The organism is Bacillus sp. SH5-2, assembly GCF_008368905.1.
Taxonomy (GTDB): Bacteria; Bacillota; Bacilli; order Bacillales; family Bacillaceae_G; genus Bacillus_A; species Bacillus_A luti.
Genome location: NZ_QOSD01000026.1, coordinates 44,668 through 69,227, shown reverse-complemented (window position 1 = coordinate 69,227; position 24,560 = coordinate 44,668). Strand labels below are relative to the sequence as shown.

Here is a 24,560-nt window from a genome sequence, read left to right as displayed (position 1 = left end):
TAAAATATTAAATGTACAAAATTATTAACTTTGTTTTTGTTTGTGTCAGGAGGAAAATAACATGGAATCAGCGATACAACTAGAAAGAGAACAACAAAGAAAAAAGAAACATCCTCCAGGTTTATACTTACTCTTCTTTACAGAAATGTGGGAAAGATTTAGTTACTATGGATTACGAGGATTATTAACATTATATTTAACGACAGCTTTAGTAAGCGGTGGTCTTGGGTTTAGTCCCGCATGGGCACTCTCTATTTACGGATTTTATACTGGAGCCTGTTATTTCACACCAATGATTGGTGGATACTTAACAGACCGTTTTCTAGGTAGACGAAAAGCGATCACAATTGGTGGTATAACAATGGCAATCGGTAACCTTACGCTATTTGCCTTGCAAAACCAATTAGGCTTATACCTCGGATTAGCGCTTATTATTATTGGTAATGGATTCTTCAAACCGAACATCTCTACACTAGTTGGGGAATTATACGAAGAGAACGATCCAAAACGCGATAGTGCATTTACCATTTTCTATATGGGTATTAACGTCGGGTCATTTTTAGCTCCACTCGTTTGCGGATTTTTATCAGAAAATTTATTCAAAACAACAGTTGATGGCGTTGTACATTATGGATTCCGTTACGGTTTCTTAGCCGCTTCAATCGGAATGATCATTGGACAAATTTTATTTACAACACTATCGAATCGCTTCCTTGGTGATATTGGTAAAAAACCAACTCGTGATTTGCAAACGGCTGCTGGACAACCATCAGTAGGAGATACACCGTTAACAAAAAAAGAAAAACAACGTACTGCAGTTATCGTCATTTTAACATGCTTTGTTGTCTTCTTCTGGGCTGGCTTTGAACAAGCTGGTAGCTCATTAACATTATATACAAACAAATTTGTAGACCGCTCTGTGTTCGGATGGGAAGTTCCAACATCTTGGTTCCAATCGGTCAATCCATTATTTATTATTTTACTTGCCCCAGTCATTTCAGCATTATGGGCAAAACTTGCAACTAGAAAAAAAGGGGACTTAAAAATCCCAACAAAAATGGGACTTGGTATGATCCTACTCGGTATCGGCTATATCATTCTCGTTATCGCTACATTAAAAACAGGTAGTGATGAACATAACATTACAGAAAAAGCAAACCTACTATTTATCGTCTTTACGTATCTTTTCCATACGTTAGGTGAGCTATTCTTATCACCTGTTGGACTATCAATGGTTAGTGCACTCGCTCCAGTAAAACTTGCTTCTTTATTAATGGGTGTATGGCTAGCAAGCTCAGGAATCGCCAATATTTTAGGCGGACAACTTGCGAGCTTTACAACTTCACTTGGATATTCTGAAGTATTTATAGTAATCGGAGCTGCCGCGATCGTCTTAGGTTGTGTTTTATTATTAATTTCTAAGAAATTAGTGAAATGGATGGAATAAAAAAAGATGAGGAATTTCTCCTCATCTTTTTTTACGCTTTCTTACCCTTTTCTATAGCTTGCTCATACAGCTCTTTATGTTCTTTATATCCACTCGGCACGAAATTCTTATAGAAGAATGAAAGCCAGCTGTCTCCCTTTTTATATCCTTCTTCTCGGATTTCCGTTGCCTTTTTATTTGATTTAAATCCTTCAGTAAACCATTTCTTTAATGATTCATTCTTTTCATACTTAGCAGGAACTTTCAAATCATAGTTTTCAAACGCATACTTATAGCCAGCCTTTTCTACTGCCTTTTTTGTAGACTTATAGCCCTTTTCATACGCTGTTTCATATGCTTTCACGTATGCCTCTTTCTCTCTATTTCCAGGATTCTTTTCTGCTAACTCTTTACCAGCCTTTTCCCCTAGTTCAGCTTGCTCTTTTTCAATTTTTTCCGTTCTTTCTTTATTTCCTACTTTGAATCCCTCTTCAAAGTTTGGTTTAAACTCTGGGGCAACTTGACTATCGTCCATTACCTCTTGTGCTAACCCCTGCTCTTTCCCTTTTTCAAAATGTATTTTTTTCTGCTCTTCTAACGACCATGCCGCAGCATAAGCAGTTGTAAATGCTTGTTTATATGTATCCGATTTTCCAGCTACATGCGCTTCTGTATCATTTTTGCCTGATTTAAAATCAGTTTCTCCATTTTTTTGGCCTTCAAGTTGACCTTTTTCCATATCAGCTTGGCGCTTAGCTTCTTCTTGCTTACGCGCCTCTTCTGCTTTTCTTTGTTCCTCTGCTACGCGTTGTCTCTCTTCTTCAGCTTTACGCTGTGCTTCTGCATTACGCTGCCTCTCTTCCTCTGCTTTACGCTGTGCTTCTGCATTACGCTGCCTCTCTTCCTCTGCTTTACGCTGCGCTTCTGCAGCACGTTGTTTTTCAAACTCATCATTGCGCTGTGCTTCTGCTTGTCTTCCAGCTTCTACAGCACCATTATTATTTTGACTAGGCGCTGGACTCGTTGCACCACTACTAGAAGCTGGTTTATTGTGATAATGGTATTCTCCGTACTGTAATCCCCATTTCTCACAATTTGTACGACACGTATGTCCACCATTAGCATCTGTACGCCCTGGATGCGCATAAGCTGAAATTGGAGCTACCAATAACGCTATACTTGTTGTTAAAAGAAGTTTCTTCACCTGTTGTTTCACTCTTGTTCCTCCCAAAATCTAAAATTCTAACTTTATTATACATAAATAGAAAAATACTTAAATATCAACTAAAATATTCTATTATTTCTCAACATTAGTAAAAAAGAAGGTCAACTCTTTAAAGAGTTGACCTTCTTTTTTATTTCTTCGCCTTCGTTCCTACTAAATCACCAGCAACAACATAACGCTTAGAATTATCCTTCACAGATACACATGTAATAAGCGTTATCTCATCTTTCCCATGATCCTCTACAACTTCCCACTTATCAGGAGTTACTTCAGATACACCCGTAACTGCATACTCATATTCATTTTCATTATCATACAAATAAATTTTATCGCCCTTTTTCAAAGAAGCTATATCACTAAATAAAACACCTTTTTTAGACATGTTATGTCCTGCTAGTGCGTAATTCCCTTTTCCCATTACTTGATTTTCTTTTACTGTCGCTGCACCTGATAATAGGTTTTTCTCAGTAGAAGCTTTTAAAATAGGAAGTTCTACCGAAACACTGGGAATCGAAATACGGCCAATCACTTGTTTCTTATCTAATGATGCATTCGCTACTTCTGCCAAGTCTGGCTGATTAATTTTTGAAGCATCTACAAATTCCGTCTCATGCTTTTCATAATCCATCTTTTGAACAGCCTGTACATTTTCAGTCTGTTTCTTTTCAGCCTGATATCCATCATAAAATGGCTTTCCAATTAAAACACCACCTACAACAAATAGAAGGATCGCTACTATACTATAAATTCTTTGCTTATTCATATACAATTCCTTTCCGTTACAAAATCTTACTCTATATAAAATGATAAGATAATATTGCTGTATGTACAAGTGTAAGCTTAAAAAGAAACCTTCTTGCTGATGCAAGAAGGTTTCTTTTTAATATAAAATGTTAAGATAATATTGCTGTATGTACAAGTGTAAGCTTAAAAAGAAACCTTCTTGCAGAAGGTTTCTTTTTAAGCTAATTTATTTCTGTATAGGGATATGTGGAAAACTGTCATTTGAATAAAGAAAATAGAAAATAGAATATATAGCGGGTATCCAGGAAGGTATTCATTAATAATAGGTGAAAAAGTTAAAAATCCAACTGCACAAGGTAGTACAAACCATAATGATACAAATGTTGTTCGACAGGCTTTATCCGTAATCGCTTTTTCACGTTCATCTTCTAGTGGAAATAATAATGGATACATCCAAAAAGATAAATTCTTGTATTTTTTCTTTTGAATTCTATAAAAAATTGTAACTATAATAGCTCCAATAAATAATAAAATAAATGGTACTCCATTAAACCATACTTCAAATGGGAATTTCTCGTTTTTAATTATATCTGCTAATTCTGTAATCACACTATAAAATTCAACAAATGTCCAGCATGCTAACGCAGTATAGAGTATATTTATGATATAAGAAAAACCTATTCTATTCATCCTCTTCCCCCTCCTTATTTAAAACAAATACATCTTCCATCTTTAGCTCGAACACATCACAAATTGTAAGTGCTAATAACAATGAAGGAACGTAATCACCTTTTTCAATTGCGGCAATCGTTTGTCTCGTCACTCCAACCTTTTCTGCTAATACACTTTGCGAAAAATTAAAACGAGCTCTTAATTCCTTCACTCTATTTAAAATGGTCAATTTTACCACCTCTCATCATCATTGTATGCTATCCTTAACAAAATGTAAACTCAACTTAACATTATTCTCACAAAAAAATCCAACTTTACATATTGTAAAGTTGGATTACGTATTAGTTTAAGATTGTAACTTTAACTGTTCTTCTGCCCCAAGCACTTGATGAGCCTTTATCTGGCATTAAAACATCAATTCTGTGACCTTTAATAGCTCCACCAGTGTCCCCAGCAATAGCTTCACCATATCCTTCAACATATACGCGTGATCCCAGTCTAATAACATTCGGATCTACTGCAATTAATTTCATACCTGGATTCCCAGTTAAATCATGTCCCATTGCTGATTTAACATGCTCTCCTGCTTTATAACCATTTTCCGCTGGATCCGCTGTATAAGCTGTAGCTTCTACATAAATTTCTCTCCCGCCAGCAGTTGGCTTAGAAGGTTGTGCAGGTTCTACCTTCGAATTATTATTAGCAACAGGTTCAGCTGGTTTATTAGCTTTTTCTTGCTTCTGTTTTTCAGCAATTTCTGCTTGTGCTTTCGCTAATGCTTCTTGCTCAGCCTTTGCAGCTGCTTCTGCTTTTGCACGCTCTTCTGCTGCAATTCTTGCTGCTTCTTGCTCACGAGCAATTGTCTCTTGCACTGCCTTCATATTTGACTCAATTTTAGCTTTTTCTTCTGCTGCTAAATTAAGTTGGCTTGCAATCTGGTTATATTTAGCTTGAACTGTTTGTAAGTTATCTTGACGCTTTTTCAAGTTATCTTGCAGTTCAGCTTGCGCTTTTGCTAATTTTTGTTTGTCTACTACTAATGATGCTTCTTTTTCGTCAATTGTTTTCTTATCCTCTTCAATTTGACGAAGATCTTGTTCTTGTAGACGTAAAATTTCTTTATCTGCTTCTAGAATAGTAGTAACTGCATTCATACGTTGTATGAAATCTGCAAAGTTTTTTGACTCTACTACAACTTCTACTACTAAACTTGTATTTGAACTGTTTTGAACAGAAATCATACGTTTTCTCATAATATCCTTACGAGCAAGGACTTTATCTTCTAAAACGACAATTTCTTTCTTTTTTTGTTCAATCTGCTTATGTGTTTCATCGATTTTACGTTGAATAGCAGCTTGATCTTCTTTATTTTTTGCAATTGTATTATTTAAATTATGTAGTTCGCTTTCGATACCTTGAATTTCTTTACTAACAGCTTGCTTCTCTTGCTCTTTCTTCTGCATATCTGCATCGTTTTGCTGCAATTGCTGTTGCATGTTGTTAAGTTTCTCGTCGTTTGACTCTGCTTTAACAGCGACTGTACTAGAAAGACCGATAATTCCTGCTAATACTAGACTACTGATTCGCTTAAAATAGTTCATAATCCGACTCCCTTCTTATACAGTTATACATGATTTATTTTACAGTTTGTTTACAATACCATTAAATACAGTTTATTTTTCATGACGAAAAAAAGGGAATTATGAATAAAATGTAATAGATTCTTAAATATTTAACAATTCCTATATTTATAAATTATAAAAGATGCTAAAATCCAAATATAGAGAAAATATAACTTCCAAAGGCGGTTGAAATAAATACAATGTTTACTCAAAAGAAAACACTCCAACATAAAATTGAACAATTAGAAAATCGTATACATGAACTAGAGACAGAATTAAAACAAAAAGATATTGAAAAACGAGAAATAATTTCCACTATCCACGATCGTGTACAAAGCGTCGTCCAAGAGCATCAACTTGTAAATAACCAACACCATACACTTCAAAATTTAGTTCAACAATTAAACTCATGTTTTGAAAATGTTTCAACACGTACGACGCATTCCAATGAATTAAACAGTGAAATGTTACAAAAAGAACATAGCTTAATTCAGTCTATTGAAGAAATTATTGACTGCTCTAATGAAGGAAAAGAATCTGTTCACCGTTTACTTATTGTTATTAATAAATTAGGCGAACAATCTCAGCGCACATCTAACAGCATGAATCATTTAAGTGAACGCTCAAAAGAAATTGAGCAAATCGTAGAAGTCATTCAAAACATCGCGGCGCAAACAAATCTACTAGCGTTAAATGCAAGTATCGAAGCTGCACGTGCTGGAGAGCATGGTAAAGGATTCGCTGTTGTTGCTAATGAAGTAAGAAAACTAGCAGAAAGTACGGCAGAGAGTACAAAAAATATCGGCAACTTAACGAAAAAAATTCAAGAAGAAATTGAAAAAGCATACGAAAACACAAAGGATAATTTACATTTAGTCGATGAGGGTGTCGAAATGAGTGCTGATACAAACGCTAGAATCGAAAATATTTTAATCATGATTCAAACGTTACAAAACGGTGCTACAAATGTTATTCAAGCGATTGAAAACCAAAAATCTTGTAATGACGATATATTACGAGAATTTGCAAATACACAACAAATGTTCCAAAAATTAAACACTACTATTCTGAGCCATATTCATGATGCTGAAAAAATCGATGTTCAATTGACTAAAAGTCTTCAAGAAACAGCGGCTTCTCATTAATAATAAAAATCCCCTACAGCGCTATAGGGGATTTTTATTATATTCCGAATACTTTTTTCTTCCCAATATTCATCCATATCTTTGTTATAATGGAAAAGTTGTTTCTTTATACTAATTAACAAGGAGGATGTTATGGAACAATTTTACTACATTTTAAAATATTTAATTCTTGGTTTGTTCCAAGGACTAACAGAACCAATTCCGATTTCTTCAAGTGGTCACCTCGTTTTAGCACAACATTTGCTAGGACTAAAAATAGAAGGGTTTAGCTTTGAACTACTTGTTAATTCAGCTTCATTATTAGCTGTATTACTTATTTATAGAAATGATTTAATTCGTCTAACGAAGAATGGTATGTCTTATATATTTACAAGAGCAGAAGATGCAAAATCAGATTTCTTCTTTATTATTTATCTTGTAATTGCAACGATTCCCGCAGGTGTCATTGGTGTTTTATTTAAAGATTATATCGATCAGTACTTAAAAGGTGTAAAAATGGTTGGGATTTCCCTTCTCATTACTGCTATCGGCCTTTGGATTATTAGAAACTTACGTGGACGTAAAAATGATGGTGATCTTTCTATGAAAGATGCAATCATTGTCGGATTAGCCCAAGCTTGCGCACTAATTCCTGGAATAAGCCGATCTGGTGCCACAATCGTAGCAGCGATGTTACTTGGTATGAAGCAAGAAACCGCTCTTCGCTTCTCATTCTTACTATACATTCCAGTTAGCTTAGGTGGTTTATTACTAAGTATTACAGACATTGCAAACGATCCAAATCTAGACACGTTATTCGTACCATATGTCGTTGCGTTCATCGCAACATTTATCATGACATATATTTCATTAAAATGGTTTATGAACATTATGGCAAAAGGAAATTTAAAATATTTCTCTTTCTATTGTATTATCGTAGGTGTACTTACTATTATTTTCTTGTAAGGCGAAGGCTTTTACGGGATTAAATGAACTTACAAATTTGAAGCGAGTCATTCTATTAATATAGAATGACTCGCTTTTGTATAATCCGATTAAAATAAAACCTATCATTATAAGAGAGTTCATCTAGTATTCCCCCTCTTACCTTTGTCATAGAGTAAGATAAGAGGGTTTTCTTATGCATAAACTTTCTTTTCTTGACAATACAAACGAATAACATGCTTATTTTGTTGAAATACATCATGTGTTAAGCGAATAATAATAAAGTTTCGTTTTATTTGATTGTCATGAACAAAAATCTGTTCCCCCTCCTGAAAATGCCACGCACTTTCAAAAGTCGTAATATGCCCCCCACTTACAGAAAACAGCTCATATTGCATCTCTTATACCCTCTCTCAATTTATATAATCATAATATTTTTATATTAAATTTAGTATAGCTTAATCCCTCTAAAATTTGTAATTTTTTCTATTTCAAACTATTATCACTTTGTTTTAAATTCTTTTTAGCGCTATAATGATAAACGAAATTTCATTGAAAGGAGCTTCATTTTGACTGCATATTTATTTCCAGTAAAAACAGCTTTTATTTTATTTCCTATTTTAGCAATGTTTCTCTTAATCCCTTTTTTAATATTTAATTATCGAAAATACGGTTATTTAAATAAATGGCGTTCATTTATTTTATACTCATTATTACTCTACTTGTTAAATGCCTATTTTCTTGTTATTTTGCCATTACCACAAACGTATGATACTTGTAGCCTACAACCGGCTAATACACAGCACATGCAACTCTCACCATTTTATTTCATACAAGAGATTAGCAATCATACATCGGCAATTTTAACGAAACCAGCAACTTATTTCTACTTATTAAAAGAATCTGCATTTTTACAAGTTGCATTTAATGTTCTATTAACCGTTCCATTCGGTATTTACTTACGTTATTATTTCCGACGTAGTTTCTTACAGACCATTTGCATTTCTTTTTGTTTTTCACTATTTTTCGAACTAACACAAGTGACTGGTCTATATGGTATTTATAATTGTGCCTATCGCTTATTTGATATTGATGATTTGTTTTTAAACACACTAGGTGGCGTAATTGGTTTTATCATTGCACCGATATTTACGTACTTCCTTCCGAAAGCAAGCGAATTAGATAGTCATATTGATTTGGAAACGAAACCCGTTGGATTCGTTCGTCGTCTGATTGCGATGCAAATTGATTGGATTTTCTTATCTATCGTTGTACCTGTAATTAAAAACAAAGGAAATTCTATCTTCCTTTCTAACATTCAATCTTACACCAATATGTACGAACTCATTTTTATTACGTGTTCGATCTTTATTTACTTTATTATCATTCCATACTTTACGAATGGAAAAACAATCGGAAAAGCATTGCTTCGCATTTACGTGAAAGGAAAGTCAGATCGTATTACAATGAAGGAATTATTCATCCGTTACGGTATATTCTATTTCATTTTAGGTGGAATCAATTACATCCTTTCTAGTAGCTCTATCTTAAATCTTACAGAGCCTTTAGTATTACTAGTTATAGTATTGTTCCAATTCGTCATTAACGGCCTATTTATTATCCATGTTTTATTACATGTATTTAGCCGTGATAAGTTACTATTTTATGAGCGTATTAGTCAAACAAGGAATGCAATTATACTAAAAAAAGCTGACAAATAATTATTTGTCAGCTTTTTTTCATACGTATAAATAACTTTTCTGCGTAAGGATTTAAAAACATTCCCATTTCATCTAGCGACTTCCTCACCTGTAAAAACGAATGAAATTCTGGATATATATGTTGTAATTGCTCATACGATAAAGTGTGCATTTTCCCCCAATGCGGGCGCCCTTCATACTTCAGAAAGATTTTTTCCACTTCACCAAAATAAGCTGCATATTTCATACCTTTATACATATGAACAGCGATATAAGCTGAATCTCTTCCGTACGCTGGGCTCAGCCATATATCATCACCTTTCACATAACGACATTCGATTGGAAAATGCACTTTATACTTTTTCTTTTCAATAAGTTTTGAAATCTCCTCTACAGCATCCCTCATATACTTCGATGGGACACTATACTCCATTTCATAAAATGGAACCGTACGTGATGTAGCGAACACTTCATAGCTTGGTCCAATTATTTTTGTGTTTGGTACAGCCTTAGCTGATAATCGACTTACCCCTTTACTTATGGAGGGGAACCATTTACAGCCTTTAGACAATAAAGAGAACATCCTATTTTCCAGTAACTCTACCTTTAGTTTATGCCATTTCAAATCACTTTCTTTACTCATCGTTTCATTTGTAAACTTCACTTGTACCTCCTCTGAATAAGGAAAGACAAAAAATTCAAAGTGGCGATTTTTCTTATATTCTTCAAGCTTGTTCATTACAGTAGATAATGATTGTTTTTCACTTTCATAAACGAGCGAATACGCTGGAATAACCTTCAATTTTATCTTCACAATTATACCAAGCATCCCAAGAGACAACTGAAATGCTTTCCAATATTCGATGTTTTCGGTTTCCGAACACACTATACTCTCTCCTGTAGATAAAACTGCCGTAATCTCTATAACTTGTGTCGATAAACTCCCAAAAGTAACACCCGTCCCATGAGTTCCCGTACTAATCGCTCCCGCAATAGATTGTGAATCAATATCTCCTAAGTTTTCTTGCGCATAACCTTTCTCTTCAAGTAACTTCCCTAAATCATGTAGTTTTGTTCCTGCCCATACTTCGACTGTCATATTCTCTATATCAACATCCATAATCCCTTTCAGTTCATCTAACGAAACTAAAATTTCTTCCGTTTGCACAAGAGGTGTAAACGAGTGTCCGGAACCGACAACACGGATTTTCTTTCCTTTTTTTCTTGCAAGCCCCACAACTTCTACTACATCTTGTATACTTTCTGGGTACATCGTATAATGCGGCGTTCCTTCTACATTCCCTGTCCAATTTCTCCATTTTTGTCCCTTTATAGAAAGCATTGACCATCCCCCCGATATGTTGAATACTCCCCAACGATTTTTCCTTTTTTAATACGATATAAAAAAGGAAACCGCTCACATAACTCTCCAGCTTTACTATGGCGAAACAAGATGGAATCACCTATATCTACTCGTTCCTCACCGTTATAAAAAATTGGTGTTTGCACTTCACCAGCACCTTCTAAAGGTAATAGTTTTGCCCCCTCCGGTCTCCAAACCTCAGGCTCTTTATCTTTTCCAACTGCCCCTGAAGCAATGTAACCACCACCGAGGCAAGTATAAATAGACATGTCTGGTTTACGCACAACTGGTAAAGCAAATCCGACAGCTGGCTGAAATTTCACTTCTTTATAGTAGTCAAACAGTTTCGGCGAATAAAAAGCAGAGCCTACCGTAATCTCTGTAACCGAGCTATCCCGCTCAGTTGTTTTTATACTTCCTGTTCCTCCCCCATTTACAAACCTTAGTTCAATACCAAGGTTCTGTATTCCGTTTACTATACTTCCTCTTCTTTCTATAACTTCTATCACTGATTTCTTCTTTAAATACGAAATCGCTTTACTTTTCATCCATTGATTCGGTATATGATCCCCCACCCCGGCAATTTGAGCTTCATATCCCATTACACCATCTAGTATTAAATATGATGAATCCTTCACCTTTTTTACTATTTTCAAAGCGTCCTGTACATCTTTTACTGGAGATCTTTTTACACCAAAATGAAATTGAAAAAAACGACTACTCATATCAATATCCAAACAAACACGAAAACAGCCGTGAGACTTCTCCGCAATTTTTTCTAAATAAACAATATGCTCTTCACAATCCACCATACAAGTTATAACATGCCCTTGCTTTGTTAGCAGACTAATTTCATATAAAGCTCTTTCATCATAAGCAGGATATCCCAGTAATAAATCATTGAATCCTTGTTCAATTAAAAACAAAACTTCCCTAGGTGAAAAACACATAATACCTTGAAATCGATCATTTGTAGCTAAAATCTTTTTCATAACCGGAATAGAACGTAACGATTTACTCGCTATACGAATCTTCTTATTTCCACTTAACTCTATAATCGATTGAATATTTTTCTCTAAAGCCACTTCATCTAAAAATGCACACGGTAATGGAACTTTCTTAAAAATTCCTCTATCCACATTTTTCTCTCCTCTTCTACATATGTCTTATACATATTGGAAAGAAAGTTTGAATTTCCTCTTACAAAATAAAAAAGTTTCTTCAAATTAAGAAGAAACTTTTTCAGGACTACTTCATAGAAATAGTCGCCTCTACTGGATAATGATCAGAATAATCATCATACGTATATTTTTTGAACCATGATGTAACAGACCACTTTGGCGATTTCATTTGTAATACTTTATTCTCTACAAATGATGGATTCGCATGATCTTTACTTGCAATAATATAATCTAAATGTTCAGCAGGTGCATCTGGATAATTGTATTTCGCAATACTGTTTGTCGTCGCATCCCAAGTTGCTGTATGTCCCGTATAAGATGGAATTGACGCATGCAATATTTTAAACATGGATGCGTACTCTGAATCACTATTGTTCTCAGCATTTATTTTATTCACGTTCATATCACCACCGAATAGGACGTACTCATCATTTGGTATATTCTTATCTTTAATAAAATCTTGAATTTCTTTTAACTGGTTTGTACGTACAGATGCCGGTGAAGTTTTTCCGCACATACTATCTTCAGCCTGCAAATGCGTCCCAATTACATGAACGAAACGATCATCTTTCTTGATTTTCGTGTATACAAATCCTTTATTTGACAAATCATCTGGCCCGCATCCTTTTCCAAATACATATTGAATCTTTTCAACGATTGGCCATTTACTCACGATTGCAACGCCCCCGTCTTCAGGAGTTGAAGATGAGTAGCTACCTAACGTTTTATCCCATTCATTTCCGTTACTACGACCTAGTACTGCTGTTTGATTTGGATATTCTTTCTTCAAATTTCCTAATAAGCGATTTGAAGCACTATTATCAAACACCTCATTTAATATAACAACATCTTGATTCTTTATATAATCTGCCGATCCAATTAAATCAGCACGCTGACTTTGTCCCCAGTTCGGATATAAGTTTGTTGATAGCATGTATACATTATGCGTCATCACTTTTAATGTATCATTTTGATTTGTAGAAGCTTCTGCTTGAGTTGACGTTCCGCTATATAATGCTCCTAAAGCAATCCCAAAACTGAGTACACCTTTTAGCAATTTTCCTTTCATGTTTCATACCTCCATATATTTTGTAGTGAGAAAAAGGCCAAATACTCTATTCTGAGATTTGACCTTTCTGCAATACTTAACGATTTCCGTACGTATCAAACCAAAGCTGAATATATCCAGCAGTTACACGTTGTGCTTCCATTAATCGCTTACCAGTCGTTGGTGTAACTTCAGCACGCCATTTGTCCGCATAACTTTGTGATACAGCCGCTTTCACAAACCAACTCTTTGTATTACTATTTACGATACCAGAGTAATCTTGCTTTGCAGCTACTGCTGCTCCATGAATCCATTCTTCCGGATTCATACCTTTCCAATTCCAATATCCATTTCCGTCCGTTACTCTATAATTATCTTTAATTGTATCTACAAAGTTTTCATATTTAGAATGGAACCCTTGTGGATACGAAAGATTCGTAAAGTTTGCCGCATGCATCGGCTGATTTACATCTCCTAAATAATGAAGAGATAGTCCTAAATAGAAGAATGCTTGTTTCATATCTTTATTTTTATAAGACTCACCAGCTAATTTAAAATATTTATTTCCCGTTTCCTTCGCCTGTTTTGCAAGTCCAACATACGTTTTCCCAGTATCAGGATCATAGAAATGGGAAGTAAATGTACTATTATCATAATAAGGATTTTCATAATCAGCAGCATAAATACCTTTCTCTAAATCTGTACGCCATTCATTTAATAGCGCTACTTCATCTTGCCTTACAAGTGTTGTATTACGAGACATAATATCAATAGCACGGTTTACAATCCATAAATGAGAGTTTACACCTTCTGAGTGTGTATCTTCCGCAGACCAATACTGAGTAATAATTGGTATATTTCCTTCATTCTTTTCATGTGCAAATGCTACACTTTGTAACGGAGCTACTAACGTAATCGCTGCTGCTAAAGCAAGAACTTTCTTTTTCATATGAAATCCTCCATTTTATAATTAATTTATTGTAAATATTCTGTTAGGATCCTACGATGTCTTTCAGTTAACCTATAATTAGAATATCCCACCTTTCACCGAACTTCTATCATTTAATTGAAATATGCAAATGTTCATATCACTATAACTTTATACATAGTGAACGTAATGAATGAATGCACTTACATTGTAATAAAGTATTATTAAGCTACTGCAAATGCTTGTCTAAAATAATGTAAAAAAAGAGTAAAGCAATTAATGCTTTACTCTTTTTTTCTCTTCGATAATATACTTGGTAATTGCACGTTAACTGCCAACTTATGAATAAATCCAAAAACTAATCCGATCCCGATAAATATGTATAAGATTGTAAATATCTTTCCGAAATCAGTTTGCGGACTAAAATCCCCATCACCGACAGTCGTCAACGTGACCACACTAAAATATAAAGCGTCAAGAGGACGTAATCCTTCAACTGTGCTATAAAAGATTGTACCAGATATTAAAGTCAAAATTGTTAATACGAATAACACTTGAAATTCTTTATCTTTCCACGCTCGTAAACAAGCTTTTAGCATCCGTTTCAATGTCAACATAAATGAAAGCATTAAACTTCCCCTTCCAAACAAAATACCTTTAGTCAAAGGAAAGTCTATCACCTTTCTGTATAGAAAAAAAGTAGCCCTCTTCTATTTCTAGAAAAGAGCTACTTTTTACCATTCTCTATTATTTAGGTGAAACAAGAATTTTCACTTGTGTTTTATCTTTTACAAGTGCTTCAAATCCTTCTTCAACAACTTGATCCACTGTAATTTTTTTCGTAATTAATTTCTCTGCTTGGATTTGTCCAGAGCTAATTAATTTAATAACAGCTGGGAAGATGTGACGGTATCCAAGAATACCGATAACCTCTTTTTCTTTTAATACAAGATTATTCGGAGTAATTGTTGCATCTTTTTCCCATACACTAACAATTACAGTTTGTCCTTCGAAACTTGTACTTTCAATCGCTTGACGAAGTACTACTTCAACACCTGTTACTTCAAAGCTCACATTTACACCTAAACCATTTGTTAAGTTACGAATTTCTGCTAATACATCTTGAGTAGCTGGATTTAATACGTAATCCGCACCTGCTAATTTTGCTAACTCTTGACGCTCTTTGGAAAGTTCAACTGCAATAACAGGAGTTGCTCCTGCTGCTTTAGCTGCTTGGATAACAAGAAGTCCAATTGGACCACAACCAAATACTGCTACAGCTTCCCCTTCTTTTAATTTACTTTGACGTACTGCATGAACTGCTACAGCTGCTGGTTCTACAAGTGCACCTTGTTCATACGTCATTTCATCTGGAATATGGTGAACCATATCTTCTGGTACTACTGTATATTCAGAGAAACCGCCGCCTTCTCCGCCAAGACCGTGGAAAACAAGTTGTTCACAAACATTGTAATGTCCATGTTTACAAGCTTCACATTTACCACAAGAATAAATTGGTTCTACAACGACGCGGTCTCCCACTTTATGAGATGTAACGCCTTCACCGATTTCAACTACCTCACCGCTAAACTCATGACCTAAAATAACCGGTGCTTTTACATGTGTTAATGGATGCTCTTCTGTTGGAATAAAAATAGGGCCTGCTAAATATTCATGCAGGTCTGTCCCGCAGATACCGCACCATTTAACTTTAATCTTAACTGCTCCTGGTTTTACAGTTGGTTCTGGTACTTCTTCTACTCTTACATCACGTTGATTATGCCAAAGTAATGCTTTCATTTTATACATCCCTCTCTATGTATATACTTAACCTGGTGAAGTTTACAAATCTATTATAATACTTCCATCCATATATTTCAAAAAAACAATCTCATTCCCACTAAATTTTAACAAATAATGTTCAATATTTTGTCACTTTGTACTTTTTTCCACATCTGTTAATTCAATTTCATTGCGGTTGAAATTAGCATTATGCCATAATAGCATAGGAGAGGTGAATATCGCTTGAAATATTTTATTTACTTTATTGTTATCGTAGCGTTTCTAGATACATTTTCACAATTACCTATTATGAGTACGTTCGCTCAAAGTCTTGGAGGATCCCCTCTTATTATTGGGCTAGTTGTCGGTATGTACTCATTCGCTAATATGATTGGTAATATTATTGCTGGCGCTGCTGTCGATAAATTTGGTGCAAAAAAAATACTTTATATAAGCATGGGACTTACAAGTTTCATAGTCTTGTTATACACCGTTGTTCAAAGTGGTGAACAACTATTAGTTGTGCGCTTTATGCACGGCTTTAGTGACGGATTTTTAATTCCTGCTGCCTTTACGTTTTTATCAAAACAAACAAATTCAGCAAGACAAGGTAAGGCAATGGCTCTATCTGGTGCTGCTGTTGGAACAGCGGCAATTGTAGGACCTGCTTTCAGCGGTATTATGAAAGCTACTGCTGGTATAGAGTGGGTGTTCATTACCATTTCAATTTTAATGGTCCTTGGTACAATCGTATCTCTATTCTTCTTACCAAATAACGTATCAAGAAAAGATACATCAAGAACGCAAATGATGAACAAAGAAGATATGATTGAATTGTTAAAATCAGAACCGTTATTGCAAGCATACATCGGCGCTTTCACGTTAATGTTTTCACAAGGAATTGTCACATATATGTTACCAGTAAAAGTTGAGGCATTAGCACTTAAAGCGTCTACTACAGGTATGATGTTAAGTGTATTTGGCATTACCGCTATCCTCTTCTTCTTACTACCAACAAATCGTATTTACGATCGATTTAATCGTTCAAAACTAATGTTGATCGGTATTGTCGTTATGGCATTAGCACTATCTTTACTCGGATTATTCACAACAAAAGGTATGCTCTTTATCATTATGATGATTTATGGCATTGGATTCGCTATCCTTTTCCCATCAATAAATGCATTACTTGTTGAAAATACGACAGATGATAAACGCGGAAAAGCATTCGGATTGTTTTATGCTTTCTTCTCATTAGGAGTTGTTGCCGGCTCCTTTACAGTCGGAGCAATTGGAGCATCACCTAGCGCTAGCTTCGTTATCGGAACTGCATTCTTAATAGCATTTGCTGGAATGATTTATGTCAGAAGCAAAGTAAAAGGCAAAGACAAAGTAAAAAAGACAATGATAGGATAATTCCATCATTGTCTTTTTTTAATGATAAACTCCTATTCAACTTTTAACTTTCAATAAGCCGTATTTAATAAACAATATGGCATTATATTTTTCATAGAGATAATACAATGGATAACAAAATAAGAAGAAAATAAGTACAGTTGGTACCTCGTCTATAATAGAAAAATATTTTACTAATAATTCCTTAATACTCTCTCCAATTATAATAAACAGTGGGATTATACAAATTGCTGCTAATATTAAGCACGGTGTGATCCTCATTTCTTTTAGCCTCACTTTACAGTGTGGACATTCAATTACTTCTTTCATTTAACTCACTCCTTTCTATTCATAAAAAAGAGCACTATCCAATAGCGCTCTTTTATTGCCGAGTATATTACTTTTGTGTATAGCCAAGTAACAATGTAAATAAATTAAACTGTAAAGGCAATACTACATTTCTTAAAAAAAAAATGTAGTAATACCGACGATACTTCGACAATTTCCTCGGAAATATTTCCTTCCCCCACATAATTTGATAAAATACACATGAATCAACAGTTTTATTACATGAGCTAAAATAATAACTTACTGTACAAATTTAAAAAGCACACTCTTCCTACGAAGAATGTGCTTTTCGTTTATTAACGTTTAATCCAAACTGCGCCCGCTGACTTATCATCTGCTTGTCCAACAACTTGGAATTTAAGTCCAAGGTTTGGAACTTTTCGTCCTGCATCAGCAATTTGTTTATTACTGTATACTTTTGAATCATCAAAAGTTGTCACACCTTGTAATCCAGAATAATTAAACTGTCCGCGTGTTAATGAATTTGCACTCCATGCTGGCGTTTGATCAAATGAAAATGCAGCATCTGCAATTTGCATGCCTGTATTACCGTACGCTGGTTTCCCATTTAAATTACCAACAAACGCTTCTGGATGAGAGTCAACAACCCCAAGGAATCCTTCACCTGGATGTACCCCAACCCAGTTATCTTTAAAGCTATCATCTGCATACCAAACAACAAGACCTGTATTATACACTGGACCTTTTCCTGCTTTTAATCCATTATCTGACCCAGCATAGTTTCTCCACTCTAAGTAGTAATAATGAGCTTTTTTCTCTGTCCCATCAGAAACAACAAAACCATTTAAACTCATTTTAGACTGCCCTTCTGCATCATCAGAAAATACAACTTGTCCATCAACTGTTACATTTACATTATCCATTGCGAAACCTTTATATGTTAAAGCTGGATCTGTAATATAGTCGAATTGCAGTTTCACTTTCTTTCCTTTAAATTGGCTTAAATCGTATGATTTATCAATCCATTTTCCATCTGTTGTATCTTTATCATCTTGTACTACCTTTTCTCCTAATCTATCAATTAATGTTTTCGTTCCATCTTCTGTTACTGCATGTACTTCGACAAAATCACACTCTGCTTCTAATTCATAATTTGCTTTATAATCGAATTTTGCATTTGTGCCTTTTGTTAAATCAAAGAATGGTGTCTCTAGTGTTGTATGCATATCATCTCCTCTTGTACTATAATATGCATGCTTTCCAAACTCTGGTTTAATCGTTTCAACACTTTTACCTGGTAGGTTAACACGTACAACACCTGGACGATTCGATTTCGTAACACTTTGATCAATATATGTAGGAACGCCTACACCACGCTTAATTTTATCGTAATCTACTTCTAAAATTTTTGCCCAGTTTCCACCCATATTCTTTTGCAAGAAGTCTTTATTCTGGGGTGAGAAACTAGTTGGCTCTGTTCCTGCAATTTTCCCTGTCCAACTACCTCCGCTCATTAATGACCAAGCTTCGACAGGTGAACCGGTTCCAGTATATTTCGTGTCATATTCATCTGGTAAGCCAAGGTCATGTCCAAATTCATGCGCAAATACACCTACTGCTCCATCCTCTGGTTCAATTGTGTAATCATGCGCTGCTACCTTTCCACCAAAGTAATCTACATTTGATTGTGTACCTTCAATCGCTACTGGATCTACCGCTAATTTTGAACGGTGTGACCAAATTGCATCATCGCCTAATTTGCCACCACCTGCTTCTTGACCGACACCAGCATGGATTACCATTAAATGATCAATTACACCGTCAGGCTCATTTTGATTTCCATCACCATTTGTATCATATCTATCGAATTGATCAAATTGAGATAAATCTAACCCTTTTTCAGCAGCTGCATGTAAAGCTTCTTTCACTAAATCACGTGCACCTTTTGGACCTTTGTTATCATGACCACTGTTACCATCAGCACCGTAGTCAGATGCTTTTCCTGGAACAGTTAGCCACTCCGTTACATATCCATCTGTCGTATAACTACCGCCAGACTGCTCTTCGTAATATTGTTTAAATGTTTTTACTTTCGAACCATCAAATAATGTGTATGGTTCATTACCAAATAGCATCTTTTGATAATGCTCTCTACTAAAGTCATTCGAATACATATACCCTGGCGTTTGATCAATATTATTATGTTTATAATCACTAAATTCAACGAGTAACACTAATACTTTATCAGTTCGAACAGATCCCTTATACGGTACTTGCTTTGCTTTAGATGTTGGAACTTGCCCATTCAATTGTTTTTTATTTGGTTCAGGCTTTTGCTCAGGGATAACATTTTTTTCAGGTTTCTTTACCTTTTCTTTTTCTTCCATTTTTTTCTCTTTTACTTTTTTCACGAAATCAGATGCCTCTTTAGCAGTATCAGCTGGAAGAATTTCTTTATTTGCCTGATCCCCTTGTTTCTTTTCAATATATTTCTCTACAGCCTTTTTCGTCTCTTCTTTAGAAGATGCTGGATTAATTGTTCCTCTTTCTTTCAGAGCTTCCGCTAAACGATCTTCTTGAATTAAATTGTAATCAATTGGTGTTGTAGATACATTTTCTTTCTCTTTTGCTGGCATTTCTGCGTATGCTACTGGAGCACTCATTACAGATGTGCATCCGATAATTGCCGCAATTGCTAATGATGATAACACTTTAAATGGCGCTTTTCTTCTCATTCCATTTCTCTCCTTTTATAAAACTTAAAATTCAGATAAAACGGTGCGTTTTTGTCGAAATCTCTGTTTACTACCCTCCCTATATAAAAAGGCATGAGTCTATAAACATTCAGCTTTCTGTTATAGAATCACGCCCTCCAGTTTTCTGGTCAGACTCCTACCTTTTTATGTCGAAATATGAAAAATAAAAAGTGATTTGATATATATTAAATAGCTTATATAACAAATTTAAAAGACAATATGCAAAATTGCATGAAAATTCTTTTAAATAAAAAAGAACCCTAGTCAATTAGACTAGGATTCTCAATTTCATATTATTTTTCTTGTGTTTTTTCCCAATCAGCTAAGAATTTCTCAATTCCTTGATCCGTTAATGGATGCTTTACTAATGAAGCAATTACATTTGCTGGAATTGTTGCAATATGTGCACCGTTTAATGCTGCGTCAGTTACGTGAACGCTGTGACGTACAGATGCTGCGATGATTTCTGTTTCGATGCCGTGAATTGCAAAGATTTCTGCGATTTGACGAATTAAGTCCATACCGTTATGACCGATATCATCTAAGCGACCTAAGAATGGTGAAACGTATGTCGCACCAGCACGAGCTGCAAGTAATGCTTGAACCGCAGAGAATACTAGTGTAACGTTTGTGCGAATTCCTAAATCAGAGAATGCTTTTACTGCTTTCAAACCTTCAGTTGTCATCGGAACTTTTACAACAACATTTGGAGCAATTTTCGCTAATTCTTTTCCTTCTTCGATCATTTTATCAGCTTCTAAGCTAATTACTTCTGCACTTACAGGACCTTCTACAACGCTACAAATTTCACGAATACGCTCGTGGAAATCTACCCCTTCTTTTGCTACAAGTGATGGATTTGTCGTTACTCCAGCTAATACGCCTAATGCATTTGCCTCTTTAATTTCGTTAATGTTTGCTGTATCAATAAAGAATTTCATTTGTTATTCTTCCTTCCTAATTTTCATTTTATATTTATTTATTTTTCTTAATAAGCTCTAATTCAATCGGAATAGATTTGTCCACTTGTTTCCCTTGCGTTATCTCTTTTGCTGTTTGCATCGCCTTCTCCCCGATTAATTCCGGTTTTTGAGCAACTGTTGCAGCCATACGCCCATCCTTAACCGCTTTAACAGCATCTTCTGTTGCATCAAATCCAACAACTACTACATCCGTTTTTCCAGCAGACTTCAATGCTTCAAGCGCGCCTAGTGCCATCTCATCGTTATGCGCAAACACGGCTTTAATATCACCATTTGCTTGCAAAATGTTTTCCATGACAGATAATCCTTTCGCTCTATCAAAATCAGCCGCTTGTTTTGCAACTATTTTTAAAGACTTATCAGCTATGTTATGGAATCCTTTCCCGCGCTCACGAGCGGCAGAAGAGCCAGGGAGTCCTTCTAACTCAGCAACATTTGCTCCCTCGCCAACTAATTCACGAATATAATCACTAGCCATTTGACCACCTTCGATATTGTTAGAAGCGATGTGAGAAACGACTTTACCTGCATTCGCAACGCGATCTACTGTAATGACAGGAACATTCGCAGCATTTGCCGCACTGACTGCTGAAGCAACAGCATCTGAATCAGTTGGATTAATAACAACTACATCGACACCTTTTTGAATTAAATCTTCAACATCATTTGTTTGCTTTGCTGCATCATTTTGCGCATCAACAGCAATCAATTCGATACCGCTTTCTTTCGCTTTCTTTTCTGCACCTTTTTTCAAAGTTACGAAAAAGGGATTATTTAAAGTTGAAACAGAGAATCCAACTTTAATAGTTTTATTTCGACCTTTATCGCTAGAATCCTTTGCCCATTCTGGCGGTTCCATTGAACAACCAGCAGTAATGACCATAATACATGCAACGAGTATAAGTAACCATTTCTTCATGAACTGTCCCTCCATTACGCTTCTTTTCGACGATCAATTAATACAGCTAGTAAGATTACAAGCCCTTTTACAACTTGTTGGAAGAAAGAAGATACACCTAATAAATTCAAACCGTTATTTAGTACACCGATAATAAGTACACCAATGAATGTACCAACAATCCATCCTCTTCCTCCAGAAAGACTTGTCCCTCCTAATACAACTGCTGCAATTGCATCTAATTCGTAAGAAGTACCCGCAGTCGGCTGCGCAGAATCTAGTCGTGATGTTAAGACAATACCTGCAAGCGCTGCCAAAATTCCGGAAAGACCGTAAATCATTACTTTAATTCTCGTAACATTAATACCTGATAATGCTGCTGCTTCTTCATTTCCACCAATTGCAAATGTACGACGGCCAAATGTCGTTTTCTTCAAAATGAAGTACAGTACTGCGAAAGCGATCATCATTGTAACAGCTGGTACGGGAATACCAAGAAAATAACCGCGGCCAAACATTTGGAACATTAAATGATCACCAAGACCAGTGATCGGACGTCCGTCCATATAAACAAGCGTCAACCCACGAAAAATAGTCATTGTTGCTAAAGTTGCAATAAATGGAGCTACTTTTCCCTTCGCTATGATGATACCGTTTACAATCCCCATTACAAGACCTGCTAATAATCCAACTGCCATTGCAAGGAACGGATCCATGCCACTTGCCATCATTCCAGCAACAAGTGCACTTGATAATGCTAAAATAGAACCTACCGATAAGTCAATACCCCCTGTTAAAATTACAAAGGTCATTCCAAATGCAATGAGTGCATTAATCGATACTTGGCGCAGTATATTAAATAAATTTGGAATTTCAATAAACGCTGGATTTAAAGCTGTAATTACTACGATAATTAACACTAAACCGATTAAAGAACCGAGTTGTTGTAATACATTCCCCTTCTTAGCCATATCTTACTCTCCCCCTGTAGCTAGTGCCATAATAGACTCTTGTGATGCCTCATCTTTCTCTAAAATACCACCGATTTTCCCTTCATGAATGACAAGAACGCGATCACTCATTCCTAAAACTTCTGGAAGCTCAGATGATACCATAATAACGGCATCGCCTTGCTCGGTAAGCTTATTCATAATAGAGTAAATTTCTTTTTTCGCTCCAACATCGACACCTCTCGTTGGCTCGTCTAAAATGAGTAGTTGCGGATGAATACCTAACCATTTTGCGATTACAATCTTTTGCTGATTTCCACCAGAAAGAGATTTCACTGCTTGCTCTCCGCTAGATGCTTTCACATTAAGAAGCTTCATCATATCCTCTGTAAACTGCTGTTCTAGTTCGTTACTAAGGACACTTCCCTTTGAAAGACTTTCTAAATTCGGTAACGCTAAATTTTCTCGAATTGAGAAATCTAACACTAACCCTTCAGACTTTCTATCTTCTGTAATGAAAGCAATTCTTTGTCTAATTGCATCTATCGGACTATCAATCTTTACTTCTTGTCCATTTATAAAAATTTGCCCAGAATCTAACGGTTCATATCCAAATATCGCTTTCATAATATCTGTGCGGCCAGCTCCCATCAAACCAGCTACACCAAGGATTTCACCTTTTCTTACTTGAAACGAAACATTTTCAAATTTCCCCTTTTTCGTTCCATTACGCATTTCAAAGATCACTTCGCCAATTTGACTATTTCGTTCTGGGTAACGTTCACCAATGCTGCGCCCCACCATCATACTCACTACTTCATCAAATGACGTTTCTGGAATTAACCTCTTTCCTACGTATTCTCCATCACGTAAAATCGTAATGGCATCACATATCGAGAAAATCTCTTCCATGCGGTGCGAAATGTAGACGAATGAAACATCTTCTTTACGCAGCTTATTTATAACTGTAAAGAGCGTTTCAATTTCACGATCTGTCAGTGCCGCAGTAGGTTCGTCCATAATAATAACACTCGCGTTCGTCATTAAAGCTTTCGCAATTTCAATAATTTGCTGTTGTCCAACCGACAGCTCTCCTGCTAACATAGCACCTTTTACATGTAATCCTAACTCCGCTAGTTGCTGCTGAGTAATTGCATTCATTTGGCGAGTGCGTAAAATGCCTGTTTTACCGTACATTAACTCTTTACCGAGAAACATATTTTCAGCTACTGTTAAGTTCGGTAATATGTTTAATTCTTGATGTATAAATGCGATACCGTACTCTTCAGCTTCTTTTGCATTTTTAAAAGTTCGTTCTTGCCCATCAATCTTGATTGTTCCACCATCTCTTTTGTATACACCTGTTAAAATCTTCATGAGCGTTGATTTACCCGCTCCATTTTCCCCCATCAATGCATGGACTTCCCCTGTTTCAATCATAAACTGTGCATTCTTCAAAACAGGATTGCCATTGAACGCCTTTGAAATGTTTTTCATTTCAATATGCAT

At 35.5% G+C, this 24,560-nt stretch carries 22 protein-coding genes and 1 pseudogene; 5 read left to right on the top strand and 18 right to left on the bottom strand.

The window, feature by feature from the left end; genetic code table 11:
• Window positions 1–61 precede the first annotated feature (61 nt).
• Window positions 62–1,447 (top strand): peptide MFS transporter, encoded by a 1,386-nt coding sequence (locus DN410_RS23150; RefSeq protein ID WP_149178210.1) that lies wholly within the window; start codon window positions 62–64, stop codon window positions 1,445–1,447.
• A gap of 31 nt (window positions 1,448–1,478) precedes the next feature.
• Here DN410_RS23150 and DN410_RS23145 read toward each other — a convergent pair whose 3' ends face one another.
• The 5 genes from DN410_RS23145 to DN410_RS23125 form a co-directional block, all read right to left on the bottom strand.
• Entirely contained in the window at window positions 1,479–2,642 is a 1,164-nt protein-coding gene (locus DN410_RS23145) for a YHYH domain-containing protein (RefSeq protein WP_149178209.1), read from the bottom strand.
• Between the two features lie 139 nt (window positions 2,643–2,781).
• Window positions 2,782–3,414 (bottom strand): class A sortase, encoded by a 633-nt coding sequence (locus tag DN410_RS23140; protein ID WP_149178208.1) that lies wholly within the window; start codon window positions 3,412–3,414, stop codon window positions 2,782–2,784.
• Between the two features lie 197 nt (window positions 3,415–3,611).
• Window positions 3,612–4,085: a DUF2178 domain-containing protein gene (locus DN410_RS23135; protein WP_149178207.1), complete on the bottom strand. Its 474-nt coding sequence runs from the start codon at window positions 4,083–4,085 to the stop codon at window positions 3,612–3,614.
• Window positions 4,078–4,296: a helix-turn-helix transcriptional regulator gene (locus DN410_RS23130; protein ID WP_000154009.1), complete on the bottom strand. Its 219-nt coding sequence runs from the start codon at window positions 4,294–4,296 to the stop codon at window positions 4,078–4,080. Before DN410_RS23130 ends, DN410_RS23135 begins: the two co-directional genes overlap by 8 nt.
• Window positions 4,297–4,408: 112 nt before the next feature.
• Window positions 4,409–5,668, bottom strand: coding sequence for a 3D domain-containing protein (locus DN410_RS23125; protein WP_149178206.1), 1,260 nt, complete (start codon window positions 5,666–5,668; stop codon window positions 4,409–4,411).
• 221 nt (window positions 5,669–5,889) lie between these two features.
• Here DN410_RS23125 and DN410_RS23120 point away from each other — a divergent pair, with 221 nt between their 5' ends.
• A complete protein-coding gene (locus tag DN410_RS23120) occupies window positions 5,890–6,834 on the top strand; it encodes a methyl-accepting chemotaxis protein (protein ID WP_149178205.1) in 945 nt (314 codons plus the stop codon).
• Window positions 6,835–6,966: 132 nt separating this feature from the next.
• Entirely contained in the window at window positions 6,967–7,779 is an 813-nt protein-coding gene (locus DN410_RS23115) for an undecaprenyl-diphosphate phosphatase (RefSeq protein ID WP_149178204.1), read from the top strand.
• A 173-nt stretch (window positions 7,780–7,952) separates the two neighbouring features.
• Here the strand turns inward: DN410_RS23115 and DN410_RS23110 are convergent, their stop codons facing one another.
• Window positions 7,953–8,156, bottom strand: a complete 204-nt coding sequence (locus DN410_RS23110) for a hypothetical protein (RefSeq protein WP_001199183.1) — start codon at window positions 8,154–8,156, stop codon at window positions 7,953–7,955.
• Window positions 8,157–8,327: 171 nt separating this feature from the next.
• On the opposite strand from DN410_RS23110, the gene DN410_RS23105 reads away from it, so the two are divergent.
• The gene (locus tag DN410_RS23105; protein ID WP_149178203.1) at window positions 8,328–9,479 is read left to right on the top strand and encodes a VanZ family protein; all 1,152 of its coding nucleotides are present in this window, start codon (window positions 8,328–8,330) and stop codon (window positions 9,477–9,479) included.
• A 7-nt stretch (window positions 9,480–9,486) separates the two neighbouring features.
• Here the strand turns inward: DN410_RS23105 and DN410_RS23100 are convergent, their stop codons facing one another.
• From DN410_RS23100 to bdhA, 6 genes are all read right to left on the bottom strand, one after another.
• A complete protein-coding gene (locus DN410_RS23100) occupies window positions 9,487–10,800 on the bottom strand; it encodes a D-arabinono-1,4-lactone oxidase (RefSeq protein ID WP_149178202.1) in 1,314 nt (437 codons plus the stop codon).
• The gene (locus DN410_RS23095) at window positions 10,788–11,960 is read right to left on the bottom strand and encodes an amino acid deaminase/aldolase (protein WP_149178201.1); all 1,173 of its coding nucleotides are present in this window, start codon (window positions 11,958–11,960) and stop codon (window positions 10,788–10,790) included. Before DN410_RS23095 ends, DN410_RS23100 begins: the two co-directional genes overlap by 13 nt.
• Window positions 11,961–12,069: 109 nt before the next feature.
• On the bottom strand, window positions 12,070–13,071 hold the full coding sequence (sph, locus tag DN410_RS23090) for a sphingomyelin phosphodiesterase (protein WP_149178200.1): 1,002 nt from the start codon (window positions 13,069–13,071) through the stop codon (window positions 12,070–12,072).
• 76 nt (window positions 13,072–13,147) lie between these two features.
• Window positions 13,148–13,999 (bottom strand): phospholipase CerA, encoded by an 852-nt coding sequence (gene cerA / locus DN410_RS23085; RefSeq protein ID WP_149178199.1) that lies wholly within the window; start codon window positions 13,997–13,999, stop codon window positions 13,148–13,150.
• 263 nt (window positions 14,000–14,262) lie between these two features.
• Window positions 14,263–14,607 carry a potassium channel family protein gene (locus DN410_RS23080; RefSeq protein ID WP_149178198.1) on the bottom strand — a complete coding sequence of 115 codons (345 nt, stop codon included), beginning with the start codon at window positions 14,605–14,607 and terminating at the stop codon, window positions 14,263–14,265.
• Between the two features lie 118 nt (window positions 14,608–14,725).
• Window positions 14,726–15,778: a (R,R)-butanediol dehydrogenase gene (gene bdhA / locus DN410_RS23075; protein WP_033691573.1), complete on the bottom strand. Its 1,053-nt coding sequence runs from the start codon at window positions 15,776–15,778 to the stop codon at window positions 14,726–14,728.
• A gap of 225 nt (window positions 15,779–16,003) precedes the next feature.
• Here bdhA and DN410_RS23070 point away from each other — a divergent pair, with 225 nt between their 5' ends.
• On the top strand, window positions 16,004–17,176 hold the full coding sequence (locus tag DN410_RS23070) for an MFS transporter (RefSeq protein WP_149178197.1): 1,173 nt from the start codon (window positions 16,004–16,006) through the stop codon (window positions 17,174–17,176).
• Window positions 17,177–17,212: 36 nt separating this feature from the next.
• Here DN410_RS23070 and DN410_RS23065 read toward each other — a convergent pair.
• From DN410_RS23065 to rbsA, 6 genes and pseudogenes are all read right to left on the bottom strand, one after another.
• Window positions 17,213–17,467, bottom strand: a pseudogene (locus tag DN410_RS23065) (hypothetical protein); the annotation flags it as partial.
• A gap of 332 nt (window positions 17,468–17,799) precedes the next feature.
• Window positions 17,800–20,199, bottom strand: coding sequence for a M6 family metalloprotease immune inhibitor InhA2 (gene inhA2 / locus DN410_RS23060; RefSeq protein ID WP_149178196.1), 2,400 nt, complete (start codon window positions 20,197–20,199; stop codon window positions 17,800–17,802).
• Between the two features lie 314 nt (window positions 20,200–20,513).
• Window positions 20,514–21,161 carry a fructose-6-phosphate aldolase gene (gene fsa, locus DN410_RS23055; RefSeq protein ID WP_000667664.1) on the bottom strand — a complete coding sequence of 216 codons (648 nt, stop codon included), beginning with the start codon at window positions 21,159–21,161 and terminating at the stop codon, window positions 20,514–20,516.
• 34 nt (window positions 21,162–21,195) lie between these two features.
• Window positions 21,196–22,122, bottom strand: coding sequence for a ribose ABC transporter substrate-binding protein RbsB (gene rbsB, locus DN410_RS23050; RefSeq protein ID WP_149178195.1), 927 nt, complete (start codon window positions 22,120–22,122; stop codon window positions 21,196–21,198).
• Window positions 22,123–22,136: 14 nt separating this feature from the next.
• Window positions 22,137–23,072 carry an ABC transporter permease subunit gene (locus DN410_RS23045; protein ID WP_001074641.1) on the bottom strand — a complete coding sequence of 312 codons (936 nt, stop codon included), beginning with the start codon at window positions 23,070–23,072 and terminating at the stop codon, window positions 22,137–22,139.
• 3 nt (window positions 23,073–23,075) lie between these two features.
• Window positions 23,076–24,560 carry a ribose ABC transporter ATP-binding protein RbsA gene (rbsA, locus tag DN410_RS23040; RefSeq protein WP_149178194.1) on the bottom strand — a complete coding sequence of 495 codons (1,485 nt, stop codon included), beginning with the start codon at window positions 24,558–24,560 and terminating at the stop codon, window positions 23,076–23,078.

What these genes read in the sequence shown, in the direction of transcription:
- DN410_RS23150 (WP_149178210.1), top strand. Translation starts at nt 62, where the DNA reads ATGGAATCAGCGATACAACTAGAAAGAGAACAACAAAGAAAAAAGAAA.
- DN410_RS23140 (WP_149178208.1), bottom strand. Translation starts at nt 3,414, where the DNA reads ATGAATAAGCAAAGAATTTATAGTATAGTAGCGATCCTTCTATTTGTT.
- DN410_RS23135 (WP_149178207.1), bottom strand. Translation starts at nt 4,085, where the DNA reads ATGAATAGAATAGGTTTTTCTTATATCATAAATATACTCTATACTGCG.
- DN410_RS23125 (WP_149178206.1), bottom strand. Translation starts at nt 5,668, where the DNA reads ATGAACTATTTTAAGCGAATCAGTAGTCTAGTATTAGCAGGAATTATC.
- DN410_RS23120 (WP_149178205.1), top strand. Translation starts at nt 5,890, where the DNA reads ATGTTTACTCAAAAGAAAACACTCCAACATAAAATTGAACAATTAGAA.
- DN410_RS23115 (WP_149178204.1), top strand. Translation starts at nt 6,967, where the DNA reads ATGGAACAATTTTACTACATTTTAAAATATTTAATTCTTGGTTTGTTC.
- DN410_RS23110 (WP_001199183.1), bottom strand. Translation starts at nt 8,156, where the DNA reads ATGCAATATGAGCTGTTTTCTGTAAGTGGGGGGCATATTACGACTTTT.
- DN410_RS23100 (WP_149178202.1), bottom strand. Translation starts at nt 10,800, where the DNA reads ATGCTTTCTATAAAGGGACAAAAATGGAGAAATTGGACAGGGAATGTA.
- sph (WP_149178200.1), bottom strand. Translation starts at nt 13,071, where the DNA reads ATGAAAGGAAAATTGCTAAAAGGTGTACTCAGTTTTGGGATTGCTTTA.
- cerA (WP_149178199.1), bottom strand. Translation starts at nt 13,999, where the DNA reads ATGAAAAAGAAAGTTCTTGCTTTAGCAGCAGCGATTACGTTAGTAGCT.
- DN410_RS23080 (WP_149178198.1), bottom strand. Translation starts at nt 14,607, where the DNA reads ATGCTTTCATTTATGTTGACATTGAAACGGATGCTAAAAGCTTGTTTA.
- bdhA (WP_033691573.1), bottom strand. Translation starts at nt 15,778, where the DNA reads ATGAAAGCATTACTTTGGCATAATCAACGTGATGTAAGAGTAGAAGAA.
- inhA2 (WP_149178196.1), bottom strand. Translation starts at nt 20,199, where the DNA reads ATGAGAAGAAAAGCGCCATTTAAAGTGTTATCATCATTAGCAATTGCG.
- fsa (WP_000667664.1), bottom strand. Translation starts at nt 21,161, where the DNA reads ATGAAATTCTTTATTGATACAGCAAACATTAACGAAATTAAAGAGGCA.
- rbsB (WP_149178195.1), bottom strand. Translation starts at nt 22,122, where the DNA reads ATGAAGAAATGGTTACTTATACTCGTTGCATGTATTATGGTCATTACT.
- DN410_RS23045 (WP_001074641.1), bottom strand. Translation starts at nt 23,072, where the DNA reads ATGGCTAAGAAGGGGAATGTATTACAACAACTCGGTTCTTTAATCGGT.
- rbsA (WP_149178194.1), bottom strand. Translation starts at nt 24,560, where the DNA reads ATGCATATTGAAATGAAAAACATTTCAAAGGCGTTCAATGGCAATCCT.